The sequence below is a fragment of the Thermovibrio ruber genome, assembly GCF_055380895.1.
The window spans coordinates 1,241,005-1,260,864 of record NZ_AP042397.1 but is presented as its reverse complement, the minus strand read 5'-3'; the positions used below and the strand labels follow the sequence as shown (position 1 = coordinate 1,260,864).

Sequence of the window (19,860 nt, the reverse complement as noted above, 5' to 3'; positions counted from 1 at the left end):
CCGAAAAGTCTTTATCTTTAGCTTAAATCAGAGGCAGGAGGTCGAAATGGAGCTTCGGGAGAAAGTCCTTTCCCTCTCAAATGAGATAAAAGAGGATGTTATCTCTTGGAGAAGGCACATTCACATGTACCCGGAGCTCTCAGGTAGAGAGTTCAACACCGCTGAGTTCGTAGCCGAGAGGTTAAGAAAGTTTGGAGTTGACGAGGTAGTTGAGAACTTTGCAGGTTCAACGGCCGTAGTTGGAATCATTAGAGGAAAAGAAGAGGGAAAGACAGTCGCCCTAAGGGCAGACATGGACGCCCTGCCGACTGAGGAGAAATCGGGAAAACCTTACGCTTCAAGGATAAAAGGCATTATGCACTCCTGCGGCCACGACGCCCACACTGCAATGCTCCTCGGAGCTGCCAAAGTTCTGTGTGAAATGAGGGAGAACCTTAAGGGAAACGTCAAGCTGATATTTCAGCCCTGTGAAGAGAGGCACGACTGTAAGGGAGCAAAGTGGCTCGTTGAGAAAGGAGTCCTTGAGAACCCTAAAGTTTCGGCTATTTTTGCCCTCCACGTATTCCCGGAGCTACCCGTTGGTTACGTCGGAACGAAGGAGGGACCTTTCCTTGCCTCCTCAGACGTTTTCAGGGTTAAAGTTATTGGAAAGAGCACCCACGCCTCCCGGCCCCACCAGGGAGTTGACCCTGTAATAATGGCTGCACAGTCAATAAACGCCCTCCACCACATAGTGAGCAGAAAATTAGACCCCTTAGAGCCTGCAGTTTTAACAATTGGGAAAATTCAGGGAGGCTTTGCAGAGAACATCATTCCAGATGAGGTTGAGTTTGACGGAACAATAAGAACCCTTTCCCACGAAGTAAGAGAGACAATTCCAAAGCTCATAGAGAGAGCTCTCTCAGGAATCACCTCAGCATACGGCGGAAGCTACTCTTTTCAGTTTGAAGAGGGAACTCCGCCTCTAATTAACCACCCTGAAACCACGAGGTTTGCAGTTGAGAAAATGAGGGAGCTCCTGGGGAAAGAGAGAGTCGTTATTTTAGAAAGGCCTACGATGGGAGGAGAGGACTTTTCAGTCTACCTCCAGCACGTTCCTGGAACCTTCATAAGGCTCGGAGTGAGAAACGAGGAGAAGGGAATCGTTCACCCCCTCCACAACTCAAGGTTTGACATAGACGAAGACGCTCTACCCGTTGGAGTTGCAGTTGAGTCTTACTTAGCTCTTACCTACCTCAATAGGGATTAATTGAAAATCGTTCTCAATAAGTATAGAATTAAAATTGCCGCGGGGGTGGAGCTGGGCTCCTGAGACCTGCCCTTTCGGGTGGGAACCCCTGGAACCTGATCCGGATAATGCCGGCGTAGGGAGCGGCGAGAGTCAATCTCCCCCTCCTTACAGCCTCCCTCGTGGTAAAACCTTAATAGGAGGCAAAAGTGCAGAACCTCAGTGAAGTCCTAATCTCAGAAGCCATCATCACTTCGTTTATGGAAAAACTGAAAAACCACCTTGAGGTAGATGTAGCAATTGTAGGAGGAGGTCCTTCCGGTCTCGTTGCAGGCTATTACCTGGCCAAAGAAGGCTTCAAGGTAGCAATCTTTGAGAGAAAGCTTTCAATCGGTGGAGGAATGTGGGCTGGAGCCATGTTCTTCAACAACATCGTCGTTCAGGAGATGGGAAGAGAAGTTTTAGATGAGTTTGGAGTTAGATATAGGGAGTACAAACCGGGCTACTACGTTGCAGATGCAGTTGAGTCCGTAACAACAATAGCTTCAAAGGCAGTTAAGGCGGGAGCTACCGTTTTCAACGGAGTAACGGCTGAGGACGTAGTTCTAAAACAGGTTAACGGCCAGTATAGGGTCTGCGGCCTTGTAATAAACTGGACTACTGTAGATATGAACCACCTAATGGTTGACCCTCTCGTAATAACTTCAAAGTACGTCGTTGACGCAACAGGACACGATGCCACAGTCGTCTCAACCCTACAGAGGAAGGCCGGAATAAAGCTGAACACAGAAACCGGCTGCGTAGTTGGAGAGAAACCCCTCTGGGCTTCTGTTGGAGAAGAAGACACGGTTAAGAACTCCAAGGAGGTCTTCCCGGGAATCTTCGTAAGTGGAATGGCTGCAAACGCAACCTGCGGCTCCCACAGGATGGGACCTGTTTTCGGCGGAATGCTCATGTCCGGTAAAAAGGTTGCAGAGGAGATTTCAAAGAGGCTTAAAACCAATAAGGAGGCGTAATGGCTACTTTAGTTGAACTTGTTAAGAAGGGAATTATTCCGAAAGAGGTTGAGTTCTGTGCAGATTACGAAAAGAGAGACGTTGACTACATAGTTAATGGTCTGATTGAGGGAACGATAGTAATTCCTGCAAACATCTACCACAGGGAGAGGGAAGACTTTACCCCAAGGGCAATAGGAAAGGGGCTGAAGACGAAGGTAAACGTCAACATCGGAACCTCTGGAGACATTGAAGACATAGAGCTTGAGCTTGAGAAATTAAAGATCGCCCTAAAGTACGGAACAGATGCGGTTATGGACTTATCAACCGGAAAGTTCATTGACGAGACGAGAAGGGCAATAATCAAGAACTCTCCTGTAATGGTTGGAACAGTTCCAATCTACCAGGCCGCAAGGGAAGCTGCTGAGAAGTACGGTTTCATCGGAAAGATGACAGTTGACGACCTCTTTAACGCAATTGAGAAACACTGCAAAGATGGAGTTGACTTTATAACCGTCCACTGTGGGGTAACCCTCTCCTCCCTTGAAAGGCTCAGAAACGAGGGAAGGATTATGAACATAGTCTCCCGTGGCGGAGCTCTCATGGCAGAGTGGATGGTCTACAACGAAAAAGAGAACCCCCTCTACGAGCACTACGACAGGCTTCTGGAAATCGCAAAGAAGTACGACGTTACCCTCTCCTTAGGAGACGGAATGCGGCCTGGCTGTATAGCCGACGCAACAGACAGGTGCCAGATAGAGGAGCTCATAACCTTAGGAGAGTTAGTTGACAGAGCAAGGAAAGCAGACGTTCAGGCAATGGTAGAGGGACCAGGCCACGTTCCCCTTGACCAGGTTGAGGCAAACATACTACTCCAGAAGAGGCTCTGTCACGGAGCTCCCTTCTACGTCTTAGGCCCAATCGTTACAGACATTGCTCCCGGCTACGACCACATAACGGGAGCAATTGGGGGAGCAATCGCTGCAAAGGCCGGAGCAGACTTCCTCTGCTACCTTACCCCCGCTGAACATCTTGCACTGCCGGACGTTGAGGACGTTAAACAGGGAGTTATAGCCGCAAGGATTGCAGGCCACGCCGCCGATATTGTTAAGGGAGTTCCCGGAGCTCTTGAGTGGGACATTGAGATGGCAAAGGCAAGGGAAGCCTTAGACTGGGAAAAACAGTTTGAGCTTGCAATAGACCCTGAGACTGCCCGCAAGTATAGAGAGGAGAGAGCTCCCCAGGAGGACGAAAAGACCTGCACAATGTGCGGAAAGCTCTGTTCAATAAAGAGAGTAGAGGAATACCTTAAGAAGGAATAGAACCGGGAGGGTTTTGTGCTTGCAAAGAGGATCATTCCCTGCTTAGACGTTAAGGAGGGAAGGGTAGTTAAGGGGGTCAACTTCGTTAACCTGATAGACGCTGGAGACCCTGTTGAGAACGCGAAAGTTTACGACGAGCAGGGGGCAGACGAACTGGTCTTTTTAGACATTACGGCAAGCTACGAGAAGAGAGGCATAATGATAGACGTCGTTAGGAGAACTGCAGAGGAGGTCTTTATGCCCCTTACAGTTGGAGGGGGAGTAAGAACCGTTGAGGACATAAGGAACCTTTTAAACGCAGGAGCAGACAAGGTCTCAATAAACACAGCTGCAGTTAAGAACCCGGAACTTATAACAGAAGGAGCAAAGCTCTTTGGCTCACAGTGTATTGTCGTTGCAATTGACGCCAAGAGAAGAGGAGAAGGCTGGGAGGTCTACATCCACGGAGGGAGGACCCCAACTGGAATAGACGCCGTTAAGTGGGCAAAGGAGGTAGTTGACAGGGGAGCCGGAGAGATACTCTTAACGTCAATGGACAGGGACGGAACGAAGGCCGGTTACGACATAGAGCTAACGAGGACAATCTCTGAGGCGGTTCCTGTCCCGGTTATAGCCTCAGGGGGAGCTGGAAAACCTGAGCACTTCTACGAAGGGTTAACTGAAGGGAAAGCAGATGCGGTCCTTGCTGCCTCTGTTTTCCACTTTAGGGAGATTTCAATTCCTGAGCTGAAAAGGTACTTAAAAGAAAGGGGAGTTTGGGTGAGAGCTTAGAGGGAGGCAAGGAGCTCCCTCACTCTCCTCTCAATCTCATCTCTAACCTGCCTAAAAGCTTTTAGTTTCTCCTCCTCTGTTCCTTCTACCTTTGCCGGGTCTGGAAGCCCCCAGTGAACGGTCTTGGCTCCGGGAACTACCGGACACCTTTCAGCCGCATCTCCACAGAGAGTTACGACGAAATCAAGCCCTTTAAGGGGAATCTCTTCTAAGCTTTTTGAGCGTTGAGAAGAGATGTCTATTCCCTTTTCGGCCATGACTTTTACGGCTAAAGGGTGGACGTATCCTGAAGGCTCAGAGCCGGCAGAGTAGACTTCAACTTTCTTCTTTAGTCTTTTCGCGTAAAACTTCCCAAACCCTTCAGCCATCTGGCTCCTTGCAGAGTTCCCCGTGCAGATAAATCCTACTTTCATAACTCCTCCAAAGGGGCGGAGGAAACCCGCCCAAGACTTAAATCCTATCTTTAAGGAGTAACCAGAGCCTTTTCTTCGCTTCCTCTGAGATGTACTCTGGCTTCGTCTGGATAGCTCCAACAAGGGCAGTTCTTGCTGGGGAGTTCTCAAGGTCTTCAGGCTTTAAAGTCTCAACCACCCTCTTAATCATCTTCTTTGCGTTCTCAACGTTCCTTGCCATAGTTGCTAAAACCTTCTCTACGTTAACCTCCTCTCCCTCCTTCCAGACGTCGTAGTCTGTAGCCAAGGCAACTGCCGAGTAGGGAATTTCTGCTTCCCTTGCAAGCTTTGCCTCCGGAATGTTCGTCATTCCGATTACGTCAACTCCCCAGCTCCTGTAGATCTTAGACTCTGCCTTTGTTGAGAACTGGGGTCCCTCAATACAGATATAGGTTCCCTCTCTGTGAACGGGAATTCCCTCCTCTATACAGGCGTTATAGATGATCTCGTTGAGAAGTGGGCAGGTAGGAGTGTCAAAGGGAATGTGGGCAACGATCCCGTTTCCAAAGAATGTTGAAGGTCTGTTCTTCGTTCTGTCAAAATACTGTGTAATGATTACAAAGTCCCCCGGTTTTACCTCCTCCTTCATAGAACCTACGGCACTAACGGAGATTATGCAGTCAACTCCAAGCATCTTAAAGCCGTAAATGTTTGCCCTGTAGGGGACTTCGGAGGGAAGGTAGACGTGCCCCCTTCCATGTCTTGGAAGGAAGTAGACCTCCTTATCTCCAAGTTTCCCGCAGATGTAGGCATCTGAAGGCTCTCCAAATGGGGTCTCAAGCTTTATCTCCTTAACGTCTGTAAGCCCCTCTATGTCGTAGAGGCCGCTTCCTCCTATAACTCCTATCTTCATCTACTCTCCTCCTTTAAACTCAATTTCCTTTCCCTTGAGTTTAACGATTGTTCCCATTCCCCAGACGTTTATGACCTTGTCTCCGTCTTTATCTGTTCCTTCAAGGATTCTAACTTGGATGTTCTTTACTCCGTCTGCCTGAAGCTGTTGAGCCTGCTGTTCAAGCATTCCAACAACCCTCATTACCGGGTCAATGGGGAGCTCCCCGTTAAACCAAGTTTTTTGCTTCTGCTGGGCGAAGGCGTAGGCGATGTTCACAATCTCGTGGGGCTCAGGAATTTCTCCGAAAGAGAGAAGCATAAGTTCCTCCTTTTGGAAATAATTTATCTGAGAAATTTTAACTGAAAGGGAGGACTTATGGTTTTAAGAGACTTAGAGGAACTTAAAAAGTTGGTCAAGAAGTTAAGGAGTGAAGGAAAGAAAATGGTTTTCACAAACGGCTGTTTTGACATCCTCCACGCCGGCCACGTTGACTACTTAGAAGAGGCCAGGTCTTTCGGAGATTACCTTATTGTAGGAATGAACAGCGACTCTTCTATAAGGAAAATAAAAGGGGAAAAAAGGCCAATTGTTCCAGAGAACTTCAGAGCAAGGGTTCTTGAAGGGCTAAGGGCAGTAGACTGCGTCTTTATATTTGACGAAGAAACTCCACTAAAAGTTATTGAAACCGTTAGGCCAGACGTTTTAGTTAAAGGAGCCGACTGGCCTCTGGAGAAAATAGTCGGCAGGGAGTTTGCCAAAGAGGTAAAACGGATTCCCTTCAGGTTTGACATTTCAACAACAAAAATTTTAGAGAAAATCCTGGAGCTCTACAAAAACTAAACGGCACTAAATAGGAACCTAAGGGGAACCGTAGCATAACTCCCTTTAAGAAGGAGGAACTTAAAGAGAAGGCCTTTAGGAACCCTTTCAACTGAGAACTCTTCAGGTTTAACAACAGTTTCCCTTGAGAACCTGTGAAAGTAAAGTTCATAAGGTTTAAGGAGCCCCTCATCTAACCCTAACCTCTCAACTTCTTCCCTGTAAACTCCAGAACCGGGAGTATACGAAGGAAGAGTATCTAAGATTTCAATCCTACCTAAAGGAAACAGGAGTTCCCCCGCCCTGTACTTGAACTTTACCGTTTTAACACCGGAATCCTCTATAAGTTTCTTAAGCTTTTCGTTAAAGAGAAGGGACTGGAGAACGTTCATATGAAACTCAATCTCCTCTTTCGGTATCAGTTTAAAAGCCTCCTTTAAAGTACCTCCCCTTCTCATAAAACCGGCAACCTTTTTCCTCCAACCTTTAAGGAGTTTTTCAGCAGAGACGTAATCTCCGAGTAAAAACGCCCTTTTTCCCTTTCTTTCCTTGGAGCTCTCCCATCCGGCAGGTTTAAATAAGAAGGAGAGAGCTCTCTCCCTGTCGCCTAAGTAGTTAACGAACAGTTTCCCGTTCCTAACGGAAGTAAACCTCTGCTCCCCATAGTAGTTTGGAAATCCAAAACTCTTTAAGACTTTTAACCTTTCTTCTGGAACATCTCCTACTCCCTCAACCAAAACGGCAAACCTGTTTCCTAAAACCGCCCTTTCTACGGAAACGTTTAAGAAACCAACCTCTTTAAGCTTTAGGTTCGGAAGGTTAAACTCCTTAAGGCGAAAACGGGAGGGAACGCTCACGAACTGAACAGTTTCTGCGTTTTTATCCTTAAGGCCGCCGTAGGAGATAAGTTTTAGAGGGATGGAGCTCTCCCTTGCAACCCTCTTCAAGACGGGAAGGGTCTCAAGACCTCTCTTCCAAAGGCGGTAAACCCTGTATTTCCCTTCAGGTTTAATAGGATAGGAAAGAACCTCCTCAACCTTAAAGTTCTCCGGCCTGCTTTTGATTTTCAAGCTCTCTCTCCTTAAAATTTCCTTAATGAGATATATAGATTAAGGAGGAAGAAATGAAAGTCTACCTTATCGTTTTCTCTCCAAACTGTACAGAAGGAACTTTTATGTTTGCGGAAGAGCTTGAGTTTATAAACGACGCCCACGTAAGAGCTTCAGGCTACTTCGCTTTTAAGGAAGACGTATCAGAGTATAAAAGGCTGAAAAAAGAAAAAGCCAATAAAAGAACTCTCATAATTCCCCAGAGCTCCTACAGCTTCATAGAGGAGCTGGAAGTTTAAACAACTTGACCCTACAGGTAAAGCTGGTATAAATTATGCTCCACTTTAACCACCTACGGAGGTTCTCAAGATGTATGCCGTTATAAAGACAGGCGGAAAGCAGTACGTTGTGGAGCCCGGTCAGGTTTTAAAGGTTGAGAAGCTCAACCTACCTGAAGGGTCCGAAGTAGAGTTTGAGGCACTGATGGTAAGGGGTGACAACGGAGAGGTAAAGGTTGGCCCAGAGGCCAAGGGAGCAAAGGTTAAGGCTACCGTAGTAAGGCACGGTAAGGGTAAGAAGATTATCGTCTTCAAGTATAAGGCCAAGAAGCACTACCAGAGGAAGTATGGCCATCGTCAACACTTTACAGAGATTCAGGTTAACGAAATCGTAAGCTAATTGGAGGTTTGCCATGGCACATAAGAAAGGTATGGGTTCTACCAAGAACGGTAGGGACTCAATCGGTAAAAGGCTGGGAGTAAAAAGGCACGACGGCCAGATAGTTAAGGCCGGAAACATAATCGTTCGTCAGAGGGGAACTTCCATCCACCCAGGCCAGAACGTTGGAATGGGAAGCGACTACACCCTCTTTGCTCTAATTGACGGAGTCGTAAAGTTTGAAACGAGGAGAAACAAGAAGTTCGTAAGCGTTTACCCCGTTCAGTAAGCCCCCTTTCTCTTCGGGGGCTTTCCCCTACTTAATCAGGTAAAGAATAACAACTCCTAAAACTTCACCGATTGCTAAGGCCAGAAAACCGGGAGTTACCACCCTAAAGAGTTCCCTCGTTCCCATTGAAAGGGTCAAGAACCACTTAAATAGGGTGTTAACGAAGGCCGCCAGTAGAACCGCAACTATTCCAGAAATTAGTGCCACATTTCCAACGGAGAAGAGCTTAGAAACAGAAAGGGTTATGGCATCAACGTCTGAAAGTCCGGATATGGCGGCAACAACGTAGAGTCCGAAATCACCAAAGTATCTCAGTGAAGTTCTTGAAAGGAAAAGGATAAAGGCGTAAAAGGCACCAAACTTAAAGGCCGTTGAGAGCTCAAAAGGGTTGTTAACGTTGACCTGAGCCTGCCTTTTTGAGGAGCTCCTTGTCAACCAGTAAGCGTAAGCCATCCCAAGTGTAAAGGCAAGAAGCGACGGTATCAATAGGAATCTTGCAAACTGAGGGCTTACAATTGCAGCTAAAACGGTCATCCTTGGGAACATTATTGCAGAGGCTCCGACAATTCCGGCGGCATACTCTCTTAAGAGGTTTGGGTTTATCTTTGCTAAAGGGGAAAAAGTTGCAGTAACGGCAGTGCTTGAAACCAGCCCTCCTATGAAACCGGCTATTACTACACCCCTCTCTCCTGCCAGTTTTGTAAGGACATAGCCCAAGAAGTCTATTGACGAGATAACTACGACCATAGTCCATACTTCTTTTGGGTTAACGCCGTAGAAAGTTTTGTCTGGGAGAAGGGGGTATATAACGACGGTAACAGCCGCAAACTTCAGAAATGCGTAGAGGTCTTCAAGTGTTAGGTGCTTAACAAAGCTGTGCATCTGTTCTTTAAAAGAGAGAACAGAGAAGAGGGAAATAGTTAAAAGGGCAGAAAGCTGATACTCTCCGGTGTAGCAGAGAAGACCAATCAGGTAGGTTATGAGACCAGAGATTTCAGAAGTAAGGCCGGGAGCTCTCTCTAAAAACTCAGAAATTCCGATGAGAAGAACAAGGCCGAAGAGTGAAACGTAGACAACAGGTAAACCGAAGTGAGAAGAGAGAGCTCCCGAAAGGGCCCCAAAGAGTGAGATTAGAGTAAAAGTCCTCACTCCTCCAAAAGAGGCCTTCCCTTCCCTCTGCTTCTTGAACTCCCTCTCAACTCCTACGAGTCCTCCTAAAAGGAGGGAAACAACGAACGGTTCGTAGAGTTTCCAAACCTCTGAGTTTATAAGCTCCTTAAGGATTTCCACCGTAGAGCTCCCTCTCCAGAACCTCCCTCATCGTCTCTACCGGAGCCTTTTTACCCGTCCATATCTCAAACGCAACAGCTCCCTGATGAACAAGCATTCCAAGGCCGTTAACTGTCTTGCACCCCTTCTTCCTTGCGGCTTTCAAAAGAGGCGTCTCTGGAGGGTTGTAGATAATGTCAACCACGGTAATTCCTTCAGGAATCTTTGAGTAGTCAAAGAGGTTGGGGTCATCGGGCTTCATTCCAACAGACGTTGTGTTAACTATTATGTCAACGTCCTTTAGGAGAGTTTCTACCGTTCCCTCTTTGAGGGGGAAGACTAAAACGTTCCCCCTCCTCCCAAGGAGCTCTCCAACCTCCTTAGCCCTTGAAAAGTTCCTGTTTACGACGTTTAAAAACTTAACGCCCCCCTTTAAAAGGGCATATCCAACAGCCCTTGCAGCTCCTCCCGCCCCAAACATGAGAGCTCTTTTCCCCTCAAGATCAACCCCTTCCTCAATCAAAGACCTTAAAAACCCTTCTGCGTCTGTGTTGTATCCCGTAAGCTCTCCACCTTCATTTTTTACAGTGTTGACTGCACCAAGGAACTCTGCCTCGTCTGAAAGGTAATCAAGGTGTTCAACGATGTTCTCTTTGTGGGGAACTGTAACGTTAAAGCCCTTTATCCCGAGGGCTCTTACTCCTTCAACTGCCTCCTTTAAGCTCTCCGGTTTAACCTCAAATGGAACGTAAACGGCGTCTACTCCCGTCTTCTCAAAGGCTGCGTTCTGCATCAGCGGAGAGAGGGAGTGTTTAACAGGGTATCCGAAAATTCCGTAAACAGAGCTCTTTCCGGTCAACTTCATAACACCTCCGTAAACCTGCACTTTGCTCCCTGATAGGTATCCCTCTCCTCAAACCGCTTTCTAATGAGGTTTATAACCCTGTTCTTCTCCCTGTGGCTACACCAGGAAGGGGCAATGAGGAGCTCCTCAGGAGCCTCACCGGTTATCCTCTGAATAACCGTTCTTTTGGGAAGCCTCTCAATAAAGTCAACAACCAAGTCTACATACTGTTCAAGGGATAAAAGGGGAAAGCGCTCTCTTAGGTAAATCTCCTCAAGCTTTGTGTTCTTAATAACGTGTAAAGGATGGATCTTAACGCCGTCAATCCTCAAAGAGGCCAGAAAGTCTGCCGTCTCCATCATGTCCCCGTAGTCTTCTGTAGGCAGACCCAAAATAACATGGGCACACACGTTTAACCCTTTAAACCTTTTAGTTCTCAGAACGGCGTCAACAAAGTCTGAAACACCGTGTCCCCTGTTCATCCACCTGAGGGACTTAAAGTGGGAGCTCTCAAGTCCATACTCAATCCAGACCAGATACTCCTCAGAGTAAGAGGCAATAAGCTCAAGGGTTTCGTCCGGAACACAGTCGGGCCTCGTTCCGACTATCAGTCCTACGACCTCGGGAAACTCTTTTACGGTATCGTAGATAGGCTTCAGCTGTGAGGGTGGAGCGTAGGTGTTGGTGTAGGCTTGAAAGTAAACCAAGAACTTCTCTGCCCCGTATCGCCTCCTTACCCTCTCTATACCTTGGGCTATCTGTTCTTCAACAGACTTTTTCCTCTTCCCAATGTCGTAGTCGGAACCGGAGTAACAGTAGACACAGCCTCCCGTCCCTTTTGTCCCGTCTCTGTTGGGGCAGGTAAACCCTGCGTCTACGGTTACCCTGAAAACTCTCTCTCCGAAGAGCTCCCTCAGGTATCGGGAGTAAGAGTAGTAGCGCTCCAACTACTCTTCCTCCTCCTCTTCCTCAAACTCAATTCCTATCGGGACAAACTCTGCTACGTCTGAAAGCCCCCACTCTTCAAATTTCTCACTTCCAAGCTCTTCACACTCAATAGGAACAACGAAAAGAAAACCTTCCCCTGAGCGCCTACAGTGTTCGGCTATGGCTTTTGCCCTCTTTTCTGCCTCTTCCGTTTGAAGTGTTTGGCAGTCTTCAACCTGAACGGCTATCTGCTGTCTCTCCCCCTCTTCGTTTTCAAAAACTGCCAAAAAGTCGGGAAGATACTCTTCCCCCTCTGCCTCAGGTTCATAGAGGTCAAAACCCTCCTCTTCCATTAAAACAGCTATAAGCTCTACCAGCTCCTCCCTCGTAAGGCCTCTTTCCATTTTTCCCTCCGGAATCAATTGAGGTAAATTTATGTGTATTATCCACAACAACCAATTTAATGGCTTATAATTCCCTTGAACAGACCAGGGTAAAACGGAATGTTAAGCTCCTCCAACATAAAAGAGAAAACTCAGGAGTTTTTAAAACCTGTTGCAGAAAACGTCGGCAGCTGGGGAATCACGCCCAACGCCGTAACCTTAACAGGGTTTATTCTCTCCGCAGCGGCTGGAGTGTTTCTAAGTTTAGGAGACCTGCTTAACGGAATTATACTCCTTGCGCTTTCAGGCGCTTGTGACGTTTTTGACGGTATTCTTGCAAGAACCTCAAGGAAAACGACTAAGTTCGGAGCCTTCCTTGACTCCTTTTTAGACAGATACGCAGACTTTTTTCCCCTTGCAGGTCTCCTCTACTACGGCCACGTTACGGGAAACGAGCCGCTACTGTTTGGCTCTCTGTTCTCCATACTCGGAGCTTTCACAACGAGCTACGCAAGGGCAAGGGCAGAATCCTTAGGAGTTGAGTGCAAGGTTGGAGTATTTGAAAGGCCGGAGAGGATCATAATGCTCCTTTTAGGACTTCTTTTAGACTATCCGACAGAAACAACCGTTCTACTGGCACTCCTTTCAAACTTTACGGCAGTTCAAAGGCTTCTCTGTGCTTCTGAGAGGCTCCGTTGAGAGGACTTTTACTGTTCATCGTTACCCTCCTACTTGCACTAATACTGGGAGTTCTGGGAATTTTCATCCTCACAAAAAGGGAGATTTACGAGAAGAGGGAAGTCAACTTCAGTTTAAGGGTAAAGGAAGGAACGAGTTTAAAGGAACTGGTTGAGGAGCTCCACTCAAGGGGCCTCGTAAACTACCCTAACCTTGTCTACTACTGGGCAAGGTTAGAAAAGGTTGAGCCTAAAGCCGGATGTTACACAGTAAAAGGGGAAGTGAGCTTAGAGGTGCTCCTTAAAACCTTTGAAAAGGGAAGCCCCTGCCTGAAAAAGTTTACCGTTCCACCCGGCTCAGACCTGATTATCCTTGATAAGCTCCTTACTAAGGAGAAGATCTGTAAAAAGGGAGAAATACTAAAACTCTCAAAGGACAAGGAATTACTATCAGAGCTCCAAATTCCCTCACTTAACGGATTCCTGTTCCCAGACACCTACTACATAAACGAGAAAAACAGATGCAGAAAAGCCGTAGAGGTTGCCGTCAAGCGGTTTAAAGAGGTTGTTTACCCTCTATACAAAAACTACGAGCCGCAGGAAAAGGTAAGAAAAGCCTTGAAGAACCCTACACTTCTTCAGATAGTAACTGTCGCGTCAATCGTTGAAAAGGAGACGTCAGTTCCCAAAGAAAGACCGCTAATAGCGGCAGTGATATACAACAGACTAATAAGGGGAATGAAGCTCCAGTGCGACCCTACTGTAATCTACGCCCTAAAGTTAGAAGGAAAAGAGGTAGAAAAACTAACTTACAAAGACCTGAAAGTTCCCTCACCGTATAATACCTACTACACGAAAGGACTTCCTCCGGCTCCCATATGTAACCCATCGTTGGAATCAGTAAAAGCAGCCCTCTATCCGGCAGACGTTGACTACCTCTACTTTGTAGCCACTGGAAAAGGAAGTCACGTTTTTGCGAAAAGTTATAATCAACACCTAAAAAACGTTAGAAAGTTAAGGAAATGGCAAAGAAGAAACGGTTCGTAGTAGATAGTTCTGGGGAAAAATACCCCTTCTCAAAGGGCGTTTTAGCAAGGTCTTTAATGAAAGTAGGCCTCTCCATTGAAGATGCATACAGAGTTGCCGATTCCGTTGCCTCAAAGATTAAGGGAACAGTCACGACAGATGAGCTTATAGAACGGGTTTACAGAGTTTTAAAGGAAAAATTTGGAAAAAAGGTAGCAAACAGGTACAAGGGTCAGGTAAGGGAAAGGGAAGTTCTGGTATGTGAGGAGTGTGGAAAAGCATTCGTTCCGTTTTCAAAGGGAATCCTTGCCGCCTCTATCCGTTCAGCAGGCGTTGATACGAACGAGGCCTTTGAAATAGCAAAAGAAGTCCACGACACTCTGGTAAAGAAAGGGAAATTCAGGGTAAAGAGGGCGGAGCTCCGGGAGATAACGGCAAAGTTCCTGAAAAAACGCCTGGGAGAGGAGTTTGCCAAGAGATACCTCCTCTGGAGAAAGGCCAAGAAGTTAGAAAAGCCCATAATCATTCTGATAGGTGGAGCAACGGGCGTAGGGAAGTCCCGCCTTGCCTCTGAACTTGCAGGGACCCTTGAGATAAACAGGACGGCATCTACAGATTCCATCAGGGAAGTTATGAGGAAAATGATATCTAAGGAGCTCGCCCCCTCTCTTCACGTCTCTTCATACGAGGCAGGAGAGTTCCTTCCTCAGCTTTCAGAAACTCCGAAGGAAGAGAGGGTTATCTACGGTTTCTTAGACCAGAGCGAAAAAGTCCTCGCCGGAGTAAAGGCAGTCGTAAACAGAGCTATAAAGGAGAACGTAAGTCTCGTCGTTGAGGGAATCCACTTGATACCGGGAGTTGCAGACCTGTTTAAAGACAAGGCCTACGTCGTCCACATAATTCTTACAACCCTTGACGAGGAACTCCACAGGGGCAGGTTTTCGTCAAGGGAGAAGAGCTCCCAGAGAACCAGCAAGAAATACCTGAAAAACTTTAAGGCAATCAGGAAAATCCAGGACTTCATATACGAGAAGGCCAAAGAAAAGGGAGTTCCCGTAGTTGAGAACATTGACTTTGATGAGACCAGAAAGGGAGCTCTTGATATTATTACAGAGCAACTCCTGAGGGAAGTAGAGGTGTAGGTTGACCTGGCTCTTCGTAGGCTTAGGGGGTTTTTTCGGTGCTATCTCAAGGTTTCTAATTGCAGGTTTTGCTCAAAAAGTTGCAGGAACGACATTTCCCGTCGGAACACTTACGGTAAACGTTCTCGGCAGCTTCCTAATAGGGTTTTTAGTTCTACTCTTTGAAAACATAATAGCTCCACAGTGGAAGGCCCTATTTATAACGGGATTCCTGGGAGCTCTCACGACCTTCTCAACCTTCAGCTACGAAACGACCGTTCTACTTCAAGAAGGTTTAGTCGCAAAAGCCCTTCTTAACGTCACGCTCAACGTCGTTCTCTGCACCACTGCAACCCTTTCAGGAATGGCTCTCTTTCAGTCAATCTTTAAACTTTAACTTTTCCCCTTTCCCTCCTACATTTAATTTCAGAAACAGATGAGGAGGGAGATATGCTCTTAGACCTTGAAAAGGGAAGATTTTTAGTAAAAATCTCAAGGGCCGCAGTTGAGGAGTATTTAAGGAGCGGAGTAAAGATAGAACCGCCACCAAACACTCCGGAGGAGCTCTACGAAAAGAGAGGAGTCTTCGTTACCCTAAAAACCTACCCCTACAAGGAACTAAGAGGATGTATAGGCTATCCAGAACCGATAATGCCCTTAGTTCTGGCAACGATTGACGCGGCAATTTCCGCCGCAACGAAAGACCCAAGGTTTTACCCCGTTGGTATTGAGGAGCTCCCCAAACTTCTCTTTGAGGTTACGGTTCTCACCCCTCCTGAGCCGATTAACGTTCCACCTGAGGAGCTCCCCAACGCCATAAAGGTCGGAAGGGATGGACTAATCGTTAGGTGTGGATACGCCAGCGGACTCCTCCTTCCTCAGGTTCCCGTTGAATGGGACTGGAACGAAGAGGAGTTCCTCTCTCAAACCTGCGTAAAGGCGGGCTTACCTCCAAATTGCTGGCTTGACCCAAGGTGTCAATTCTATAAGTTTCAAGGACAGATATTTACCGAGATTGAACCCTACGGAGAAGTTATTGAGGAGAAGATTTAGGAGGTTGAGTTGCAGGACTGGATTTTGAACTTTTTGATAGCCCTACCAGGAATTCTGTGGGCAATGACGATTCACGAGTTTGCCCACGGCTACGTTGCCTATAAACTTGGAGACTATACGCCAAAACTTGCCGGAAGGCTCACCCTTAACCCTCTTGCCCACATAGACATTATAGGGTTTATAGTCCTGTTCTTAGTCCACTTTGGCTGGGCAAAGCCCGTTCCTATTAACCCGAGGAACTTTAGAAACATCTCTTCCTGGAAACTTGGAGAGATTTTAGTAGCCTTCGCAGGCCCTTTTTCAAACTTCCTAAGTGCTTTCCTCTTTGTGCTCCTTTTGAAGTACCTGCCGTTTGCTTCTCTATCACCTTCAATTTCAGAGCCCCTCTTTCTAATGCTTAAGTACGCAATCTTCATAAACGTCGCCTTTGGAGTGTTTAACCTGTTACCAATTCCACCGCTGGACGGCTCAAAAATTTTTGAGGCACTTCTACCTCCGAAACTCTGGATGAAGTATAAACAGATTGAGCCCTACGGCCCCATAATCTTGATTATCCTTTTAATAAGTCCTGTGTTAAACTGGATACTGGTTCCGTTGGTTAACGGGATAGTAAAAGCTATGTTCGTTTTAACCTGATTCTGAGGAAGTGATGATTTTTAAGGAGCTCATAAAGAAGAAGAGAGACGGGGGAGAGCTCTCCAAAGAGGAGATTGAGTTCATCGTTAACTCCTACACGAAAGGCGAAACCCCAGACTACCAGATGGCCGCTCTCCTGATGGCAGTTTTCTTCCGGGGACTCAACTACAACGAGACTCTATACCTTACGGACTCAATGCTTCGCTCTGGGAAGAGAGTTGAGATAAAGGTTAAAGGAACTCTTGTTGATAAACACAGCACCGGAGGAATCGGAGACAAGGTTTCACTGGTCATAGCTCCAGCCCTTGCAGAGTTAGGGTTTAAAGCACCTCTACTTGCAGGAAGAGCCCTCGGATTTACCGGAGGGACGATAGACAAGTTAGAGAGCACCGGAATGAAGGTAGAGCTCTCCGACGAGGAGATTTCAAAGGTTACAGAGAGGTTCGGGTTTTCAATCTCTGCCCAAACGCCGGAAATTGCCCCGGCAGACAGGAAGATATACGCTCTAAGGGATGCAACGGCAACTGTAGAGAGTATTCCCTTAATCGTTTCAAGCATCCTCAGTAAGAAGCTGGCAGTAAACACGGAGGCAATAGTCTTTGACGTTAAGGTTGGAAGCGGAGCCTTTATGAAGACAATGGAGAATGCGAAGGCACTTGCAAGAGGGCTTGTTGAGGTCAGCAAGCTCTACGGAAAGAAAGCGGGAGCTCTCATAACAGAAATGGGGCAACCCTTGGGACTCTTTGCAGGAAATGCCCTTGAGGTAAGGGAAGCAGTAGATGCCCTAAGTGGAACGGTTCAACCAGACCTTTTAGAGGTGGTATCTTCCCTTGTAGGATTACTATACGAGCTAACAGAAAGGGGAACTTTCCATAAAGGTAAATATAACGCAGAAGAGGTAATAAAGAGCGGAAAAGCTCTGAAACGGTTTACTGAGTGGATAGAGTATTTAGGCGGGAACCCCTACCCCGAGATAAGAGCAAAAAGGGCTGTTGTTGAATCACCTGTTGACGGCTACATTTCCGAAATAGACGGAGAAGCCCTTGGATGGCTCATAGTTGAGATGGGAGGAGGAAGGAAGAGAGCGGGAGAAGAGATTGACTACTCCGTGGGCTTAGCGTTTTTCAAGAAAGTGGGAGACAGAGTAGAAAAGGGAGAACCTATAGGAGAGATCTACTACTCATCGGGAGACGAAAAAAACTTGAGCTCTAAATTCTTATCAGCATTTAAGTTTTCTGAAACAGCCATTGAAAAACCCAAATTAGTTAAAGAAAAGGTGGTTTAGAAAGATTTATCGCATAAATTGAACTGAAATAAGTAAACAGGAGGAAGTATGTCTGCAGAAGTAATCAAGAAAGCGTCTGAGCTTGCTCAGGCAATCGCAGAGAGTGAAGAGCTTGCAAACTTTAGAGCTGCCGAGGCAAAGCTCAGAATGGATCCAGAGGCAAGCCAGCTCTTCAACGAGGTTCAGAGACTCCAGCAGATGGCACAGATGTCTGGAAGCCCGGAAGCTATGCAGCAGTTAGAAGAAACCTTCAACAAGTTTGCAGAGCATCCGGTTGGAAAGGAGTACTTAGAGGCAAACCAGAAGTTCGGCCAGATGCTTGAAACGGTTAACGCACTCCTTCAGGAGGCAATTGAAGGACCTAAACAGCACGGACACGGCTGTTCCGGATGTTCCGGCTGCGGTATGTAATAGTCGGGGGAGTTACTCCCCCACCATTTCCCTGTTTTTCCTTAAGATTTCAATAACCTCTTCATCGGTAGTCTGAGAAAAATCTTGGTAGAACTGCCCAACTGCGTGGAAGAACTCAGGAGCGTAAAGAACGACCAAGTAGTCAACGAGCTCGTTAAACTCACTTAGCTTATCTGCCGGCATAACGGGAACTGCCAAAATTATTCTGTTCGGATTCTTTCTCCTTAAAGATGAGATTGCAGCCTTAACCGTAAGCCCTGTTGCTATCCCGTCGTCAACTAAGATAACGTCCCTTCCCTCAACAGTAACTCTCTTTAAACCAGAGAGGTATTTCCTTCGCCTCCTTTCAATTTCGGCTAACTCTTCCTTTGCCTTCTCTTCTAAATAGTCCTTCGTTATTCCAAGCCTTTCAAACGGAACAGACGAGTTCAAGAGTAAATGCCCATCTTCCGTTACGGCTCCGACGGCAAACTCCTCGTTGAAGGGAGCTCCCACCTTCCTCGGAATTATCAGCTCTATCGGAGCTCCCAAAGCCTCAGCAATCGGCTCGGCAACTACAACTCCACCCCTCGGTATTGCAACAACCACAGGTTTAATCAAATTTCCGTTGAACTTTTCTATTAGAGCTCTGGCAAGGAGCTCCCCTGCTTGGCGCCTATCCCTGAAGACCATCTCTCCCTCCTAAAAAGGCTTTTAATTCAAATTACTTTCACGCAAGTAAAATCTGCAATCACTCAATCAGGGAGTAGAGGAGCTCTATCTCCTCTTTCCAAATTGAAGGGTCTATCGTCTCAAGGATAAGGGGAATGCCATCAAGTCGCGGGTCGTTCATTATAAACCTAAAGGCGTCAAGCCCAATGTTTCCCTTACCTATTGAATGGTGCCTGTCAACTCTACTCCCAAGCTGAGACTTTGCATCGTTTAGGTGCATACCTTTTAGGTATTTAAAGCCTACAACCTGATCAAACTCCTCCATGGTTCTCTCGTAAGCCTCACGGGTTCTAATGTCGTAACCGGCAGCAAAGAGATGGCAGGTATCTAAACAGACTCCAATGCGGCTCTTATCCTCAACGAGCTCTACAATTCTTGCAATGTGTTCAAACCTATAGCCAACGTTTGATCCCTGACCCGCAGTGTTTTCAATGACTAAAACCACATCTTTCGTCCTTGATATAGCCTCATTAATGGAGTCAGCAACTATCTCTAAACACTCTTTTTCAGACACCTTCCTCAGATGGCTTCCCGGGTGGAAGTTGAGGTATTTAAGCCCCAACTGGTAGCACCTTTCAATCTCGTCTATAAAAGCCTCTAAAGACTTCTTTCTCTTCTCAGGTTCAGGGCTTCCGAGGTTTATCAGGTAGCTGTCGTGGGGCAAAACGTGTTCCGGTTTAATTCCAACTCTCTTTAGGTTTTTCTTAAACTTCTCTACTGCCTCTTCCGTTAAAGGCTTCGCCTTCCACTGTCTCTGATTCTTCGTAAAAAGGGCAAAAGCTCTCGCTCCAATCTCTTTAGCGTTTAAAGGCGCGTTAAAAACTCCTCCTGCCGTGCTAACGTGAGCTCCTACAAACTTCAAAGTCTCCTCCTTGAAAAAAAGTGTTGTTAATTTTGCCAGATTGACTAAATTTTTAGGGCAGAAAGCCCGGGTGGCGGAATTGGCAGACGCGCAGGACTCAGGATCCTGTGGGCTAACGCCCGTGCGGGTTCAAATCCCGCCCCGGGCACCACTTAGCAGATCTCTCTACTACCTATAAAGGTAGGAATAGACGTCCCTCCAAGCTCCTTACACAGGTCGCAACCGCAGGAAACGAGAA

Annotated in this window: 26 protein-coding genes, 1 tRNA gene and 1 riboswitch; of the genes, 17 read left to right on the top strand and 10 right to left on the bottom strand. The window is 46.8% G+C overall.

The annotated features are described in order from the left end of the window. The first annotated feature begins 46 nt into the window (after positions 1–46). From ACZ424_RS06745 to hisF, 4 genes are all read left to right on the top strand, one after another. Positions 47–1,249 (top strand): M20 metallopeptidase family protein, encoded by a 1,203-nt coding sequence (locus ACZ424_RS06745; protein ID WP_464904218.1) that lies wholly within the window; start codon positions 47–49, stop codon positions 1,247–1,249. 31 nt (positions 1,250–1,280) lie between these two features. Then, positions 1,281–1,388: riboswitch (TPP riboswitch) on the top strand. 49 nt (positions 1,389–1,437) lie between these two features. Next, positions 1,438–2,244: a sulfide-dependent adenosine diphosphate thiazole synthase gene (locus ACZ424_RS06740; protein ID WP_464904217.1), complete on the top strand. Its 807-nt coding sequence runs from the start codon at positions 1,438–1,440 to the stop codon at positions 2,242–2,244. Next, entirely contained in the window at positions 2,244–3,545 is a 1,302-nt protein-coding gene (gene thiC, locus ACZ424_RS06735; protein WP_464904216.1) for a phosphomethylpyrimidine synthase ThiC, read from the top strand. Before ACZ424_RS06740 ends, thiC begins: the two co-directional genes overlap by 1 nt. 15 nt (positions 3,546–3,560) lie before the next feature. Further along, positions 3,561–4,316 (top strand): imidazole glycerol phosphate synthase subunit HisF, encoded by a 756-nt coding sequence (hisF, locus tag ACZ424_RS06730; RefSeq protein ID WP_464904215.1) that lies wholly within the window; start codon positions 3,561–3,563, stop codon positions 4,314–4,316. Here hisF and ACZ424_RS06725 read toward each other — a convergent pair. The 3 genes from ACZ424_RS06725 to ACZ424_RS06715 are packed head-to-tail and all read right to left on the bottom strand — an operon-like array spanning position 4,313 to position 5,921. Next, positions 4,313–4,729 (bottom strand): arsenate reductase ArsC, encoded by a 417-nt coding sequence (locus ACZ424_RS06725; RefSeq protein ID WP_464904214.1) that lies wholly within the window; start codon positions 4,727–4,729, stop codon positions 4,313–4,315. The two genes, hisF and ACZ424_RS06725, sit on opposite strands and share 4 nt — an antisense overlap. Positions 4,730–4,766: 37 nt before the next feature. Continuing rightward, positions 4,767–5,621: an S-methyl-5'-thioadenosine phosphorylase gene (gene mtnP, locus ACZ424_RS06720; RefSeq protein ID WP_464904213.1), complete on the bottom strand. Its 855-nt coding sequence runs from the start codon at positions 5,619–5,621 to the stop codon at positions 4,767–4,769. Beyond that, positions 5,622–5,921: a hypothetical protein gene (locus ACZ424_RS06715; RefSeq protein ID WP_464904212.1), complete on the bottom strand. Its 300-nt coding sequence runs from the start codon at positions 5,919–5,921 to the stop codon at positions 5,622–5,624. A 57-nt stretch (positions 5,922–5,978) separates the two neighbouring features. Here ACZ424_RS06715 and rfaE2 point away from each other — a divergent pair, with 57 nt between their 5' ends. Beyond that, positions 5,979–6,443, top strand: a complete 465-nt coding sequence (rfaE2, locus tag ACZ424_RS06710; RefSeq protein WP_464904211.1) for a D-glycero-beta-D-manno-heptose 1-phosphate adenylyltransferase — start codon at positions 5,979–5,981, stop codon at positions 6,441–6,443. Here the strand turns inward: rfaE2 and truD are convergent. Further along, positions 6,440–7,492, bottom strand: a complete 1,053-nt coding sequence (gene truD, locus ACZ424_RS06705) for a tRNA pseudouridine(13) synthase TruD (RefSeq protein ID WP_464904210.1) — start codon at positions 7,490–7,492, stop codon at positions 6,440–6,442. The two genes, rfaE2 and truD, sit on opposite strands and share 4 nt — an antisense overlap. Before the next feature lie 53 nt (positions 7,493–7,545). Here truD and ACZ424_RS06700 point away from each other — a divergent pair, with 53 nt between their 5' ends. The 3 genes from ACZ424_RS06700 (at position 7,546) to rpmA (ending at position 8,417) form a co-directional block, all read left to right on the top strand. After that, positions 7,546–7,770 (top strand): hypothetical protein, encoded by a 225-nt coding sequence (locus ACZ424_RS06700; protein ID WP_464904209.1) that lies wholly within the window; start codon positions 7,546–7,548, stop codon positions 7,768–7,770. Positions 7,771–7,840: 70 nt separating this feature from the next. Next, a complete protein-coding gene (gene rplU / locus ACZ424_RS06695) occupies positions 7,841–8,149 on the top strand; it encodes a 50S ribosomal protein L21 (protein ID WP_464904208.1) in 309 nt (102 codons plus the stop codon). Positions 8,150–8,162: 13 nt separating this feature from the next. Beyond that, the gene (gene rpmA, locus ACZ424_RS06690; RefSeq protein ID WP_013536901.1) at positions 8,163–8,417 is read left to right on the top strand and encodes a 50S ribosomal protein L27; all 255 of its coding nucleotides are present in this window, start codon (positions 8,163–8,165) and stop codon (positions 8,415–8,417) included. A 27-nt stretch (positions 8,418–8,444) separates the two neighbouring features. Here rpmA and ACZ424_RS06685 read toward each other — a convergent pair whose 3' ends face one another. From ACZ424_RS06685 to ACZ424_RS06670, 4 genes are read right to left on the bottom strand one after another with little or no spacing between them, the layout of a single operon-like run. Beyond that, a complete protein-coding gene (locus ACZ424_RS06685) occupies positions 8,445–9,707 on the bottom strand; it encodes an MgtC/SapB family protein (protein WP_464904207.1) in 1,263 nt (420 codons plus the stop codon). Beyond that, entirely contained in the window at positions 9,694–10,551 is an 858-nt protein-coding gene (locus ACZ424_RS06680) for a shikimate dehydrogenase (RefSeq protein ID WP_464904206.1), read from the bottom strand. Before ACZ424_RS06680 ends, ACZ424_RS06685 begins: the two co-directional genes overlap by 14 nt. Next, positions 10,548–11,477 (bottom strand): tRNA modification radical SAM protein MnmL/YtqA, encoded by a 930-nt coding sequence (gene mnmL, locus ACZ424_RS06675; protein WP_464904205.1) that lies wholly within the window; start codon positions 11,475–11,477, stop codon positions 10,548–10,550. Before mnmL ends, ACZ424_RS06680 begins: the two co-directional genes overlap by 4 nt. Further along, positions 11,478–11,861, bottom strand: a complete 384-nt coding sequence (locus ACZ424_RS06670) for a hypothetical protein (RefSeq protein WP_464904204.1) — start codon at positions 11,859–11,861, stop codon at positions 11,478–11,480. It abuts the gene before it with no gap. Positions 11,862–11,960: 99 nt separating this feature from the next. Between ACZ424_RS06670 and ACZ424_RS06665 the strand changes: the two genes are divergently transcribed. Genes ACZ424_RS06665 through ACZ424_RS06630 form a run of 8 tightly spaced genes read left to right on the top strand, consistent with a single transcriptional unit; the run spans position 11,961 to position 18,049 of the window. Further along, positions 11,961–12,539 (top strand): CDP-alcohol phosphatidyltransferase family protein, encoded by a 579-nt coding sequence (locus tag ACZ424_RS06665; RefSeq protein ID WP_464904203.1) that lies wholly within the window; start codon positions 11,961–11,963, stop codon positions 12,537–12,539. Continuing rightward, positions 12,536–13,564, top strand: a complete 1,029-nt coding sequence (gene mltG, locus ACZ424_RS06660) for an endolytic transglycosylase MltG (protein WP_464904202.1) — start codon at positions 12,536–12,538, stop codon at positions 13,562–13,564. The genes ACZ424_RS06665 and mltG overlap by 4 nt, the downstream gene beginning before the upstream one ends. Beyond that, the gene (locus ACZ424_RS06655) at positions 13,540–14,685 is read left to right on the top strand and encodes an ATP cone domain-containing protein (RefSeq protein ID WP_464904201.1); all 1,146 of its coding nucleotides are present in this window, start codon (positions 13,540–13,542) and stop codon (positions 14,683–14,685) included. Before mltG ends, ACZ424_RS06655 begins: the two co-directional genes overlap by 25 nt. A gap of 1 nt (position 14,686) precedes the next feature. Further along, a complete protein-coding gene (crcB, locus tag ACZ424_RS06650; protein ID WP_464904200.1) occupies positions 14,687–15,061 on the top strand; it encodes a fluoride efflux transporter CrcB in 375 nt (124 codons plus the stop codon). Between the two features lie 53 nt (positions 15,062–15,114). Next, positions 15,115–15,717, top strand: coding sequence for a TIGR00296 family protein (locus ACZ424_RS06645; RefSeq protein ID WP_464904199.1), 603 nt, complete (start codon positions 15,115–15,117; stop codon positions 15,715–15,717). A 9-nt stretch (positions 15,718–15,726) separates the two neighbouring features. After that, entirely contained in the window at positions 15,727–16,353 is a 627-nt protein-coding gene (locus tag ACZ424_RS06640; protein WP_464904198.1) for a site-2 protease family protein, read from the top strand. Between the two features lie 13 nt (positions 16,354–16,366). Continuing rightward, positions 16,367–17,638 carry a thymidine phosphorylase gene (locus ACZ424_RS06635; RefSeq protein WP_464904197.1) on the top strand — a complete coding sequence of 424 codons (1,272 nt, stop codon included), beginning with the start codon at positions 16,367–16,369 and terminating at the stop codon, positions 17,636–17,638. A gap of 48 nt (positions 17,639–17,686) precedes the next feature. Next, positions 17,687–18,049, top strand: coding sequence for a YlbF/YmcA family competence regulator (locus ACZ424_RS06630; protein WP_464904196.1), 363 nt, complete (start codon positions 17,687–17,689; stop codon positions 18,047–18,049). A 12-nt stretch (positions 18,050–18,061) separates the two neighbouring features. On the opposite strand, the gene ACZ424_RS06625 is transcribed toward ACZ424_RS06630, so the two are convergent. Next, positions 18,062–18,721: a phosphoribosyltransferase gene (locus ACZ424_RS06625; RefSeq protein ID WP_464904195.1), complete on the bottom strand. Its 660-nt coding sequence runs from the start codon at positions 18,719–18,721 to the stop codon at positions 18,062–18,064. 58 nt (positions 18,722–18,779) lie between these two features. Then, positions 18,780–19,622 carry a deoxyribonuclease IV gene (nfo, locus tag ACZ424_RS06620; protein ID WP_464904194.1) on the bottom strand — a complete coding sequence of 281 codons (843 nt, stop codon included), beginning with the start codon at positions 19,620–19,622 and terminating at the stop codon, positions 18,780–18,782. 64 nt (positions 19,623–19,686) lie between these two features. Here nfo and ACZ424_RS06615 point away from each other — a divergent pair. Beyond that, positions 19,687–19,773, top strand: a tRNA-Leu gene (locus tag ACZ424_RS06615). Positions 19,774–19,860: the final 87 nt, after the last annotated feature.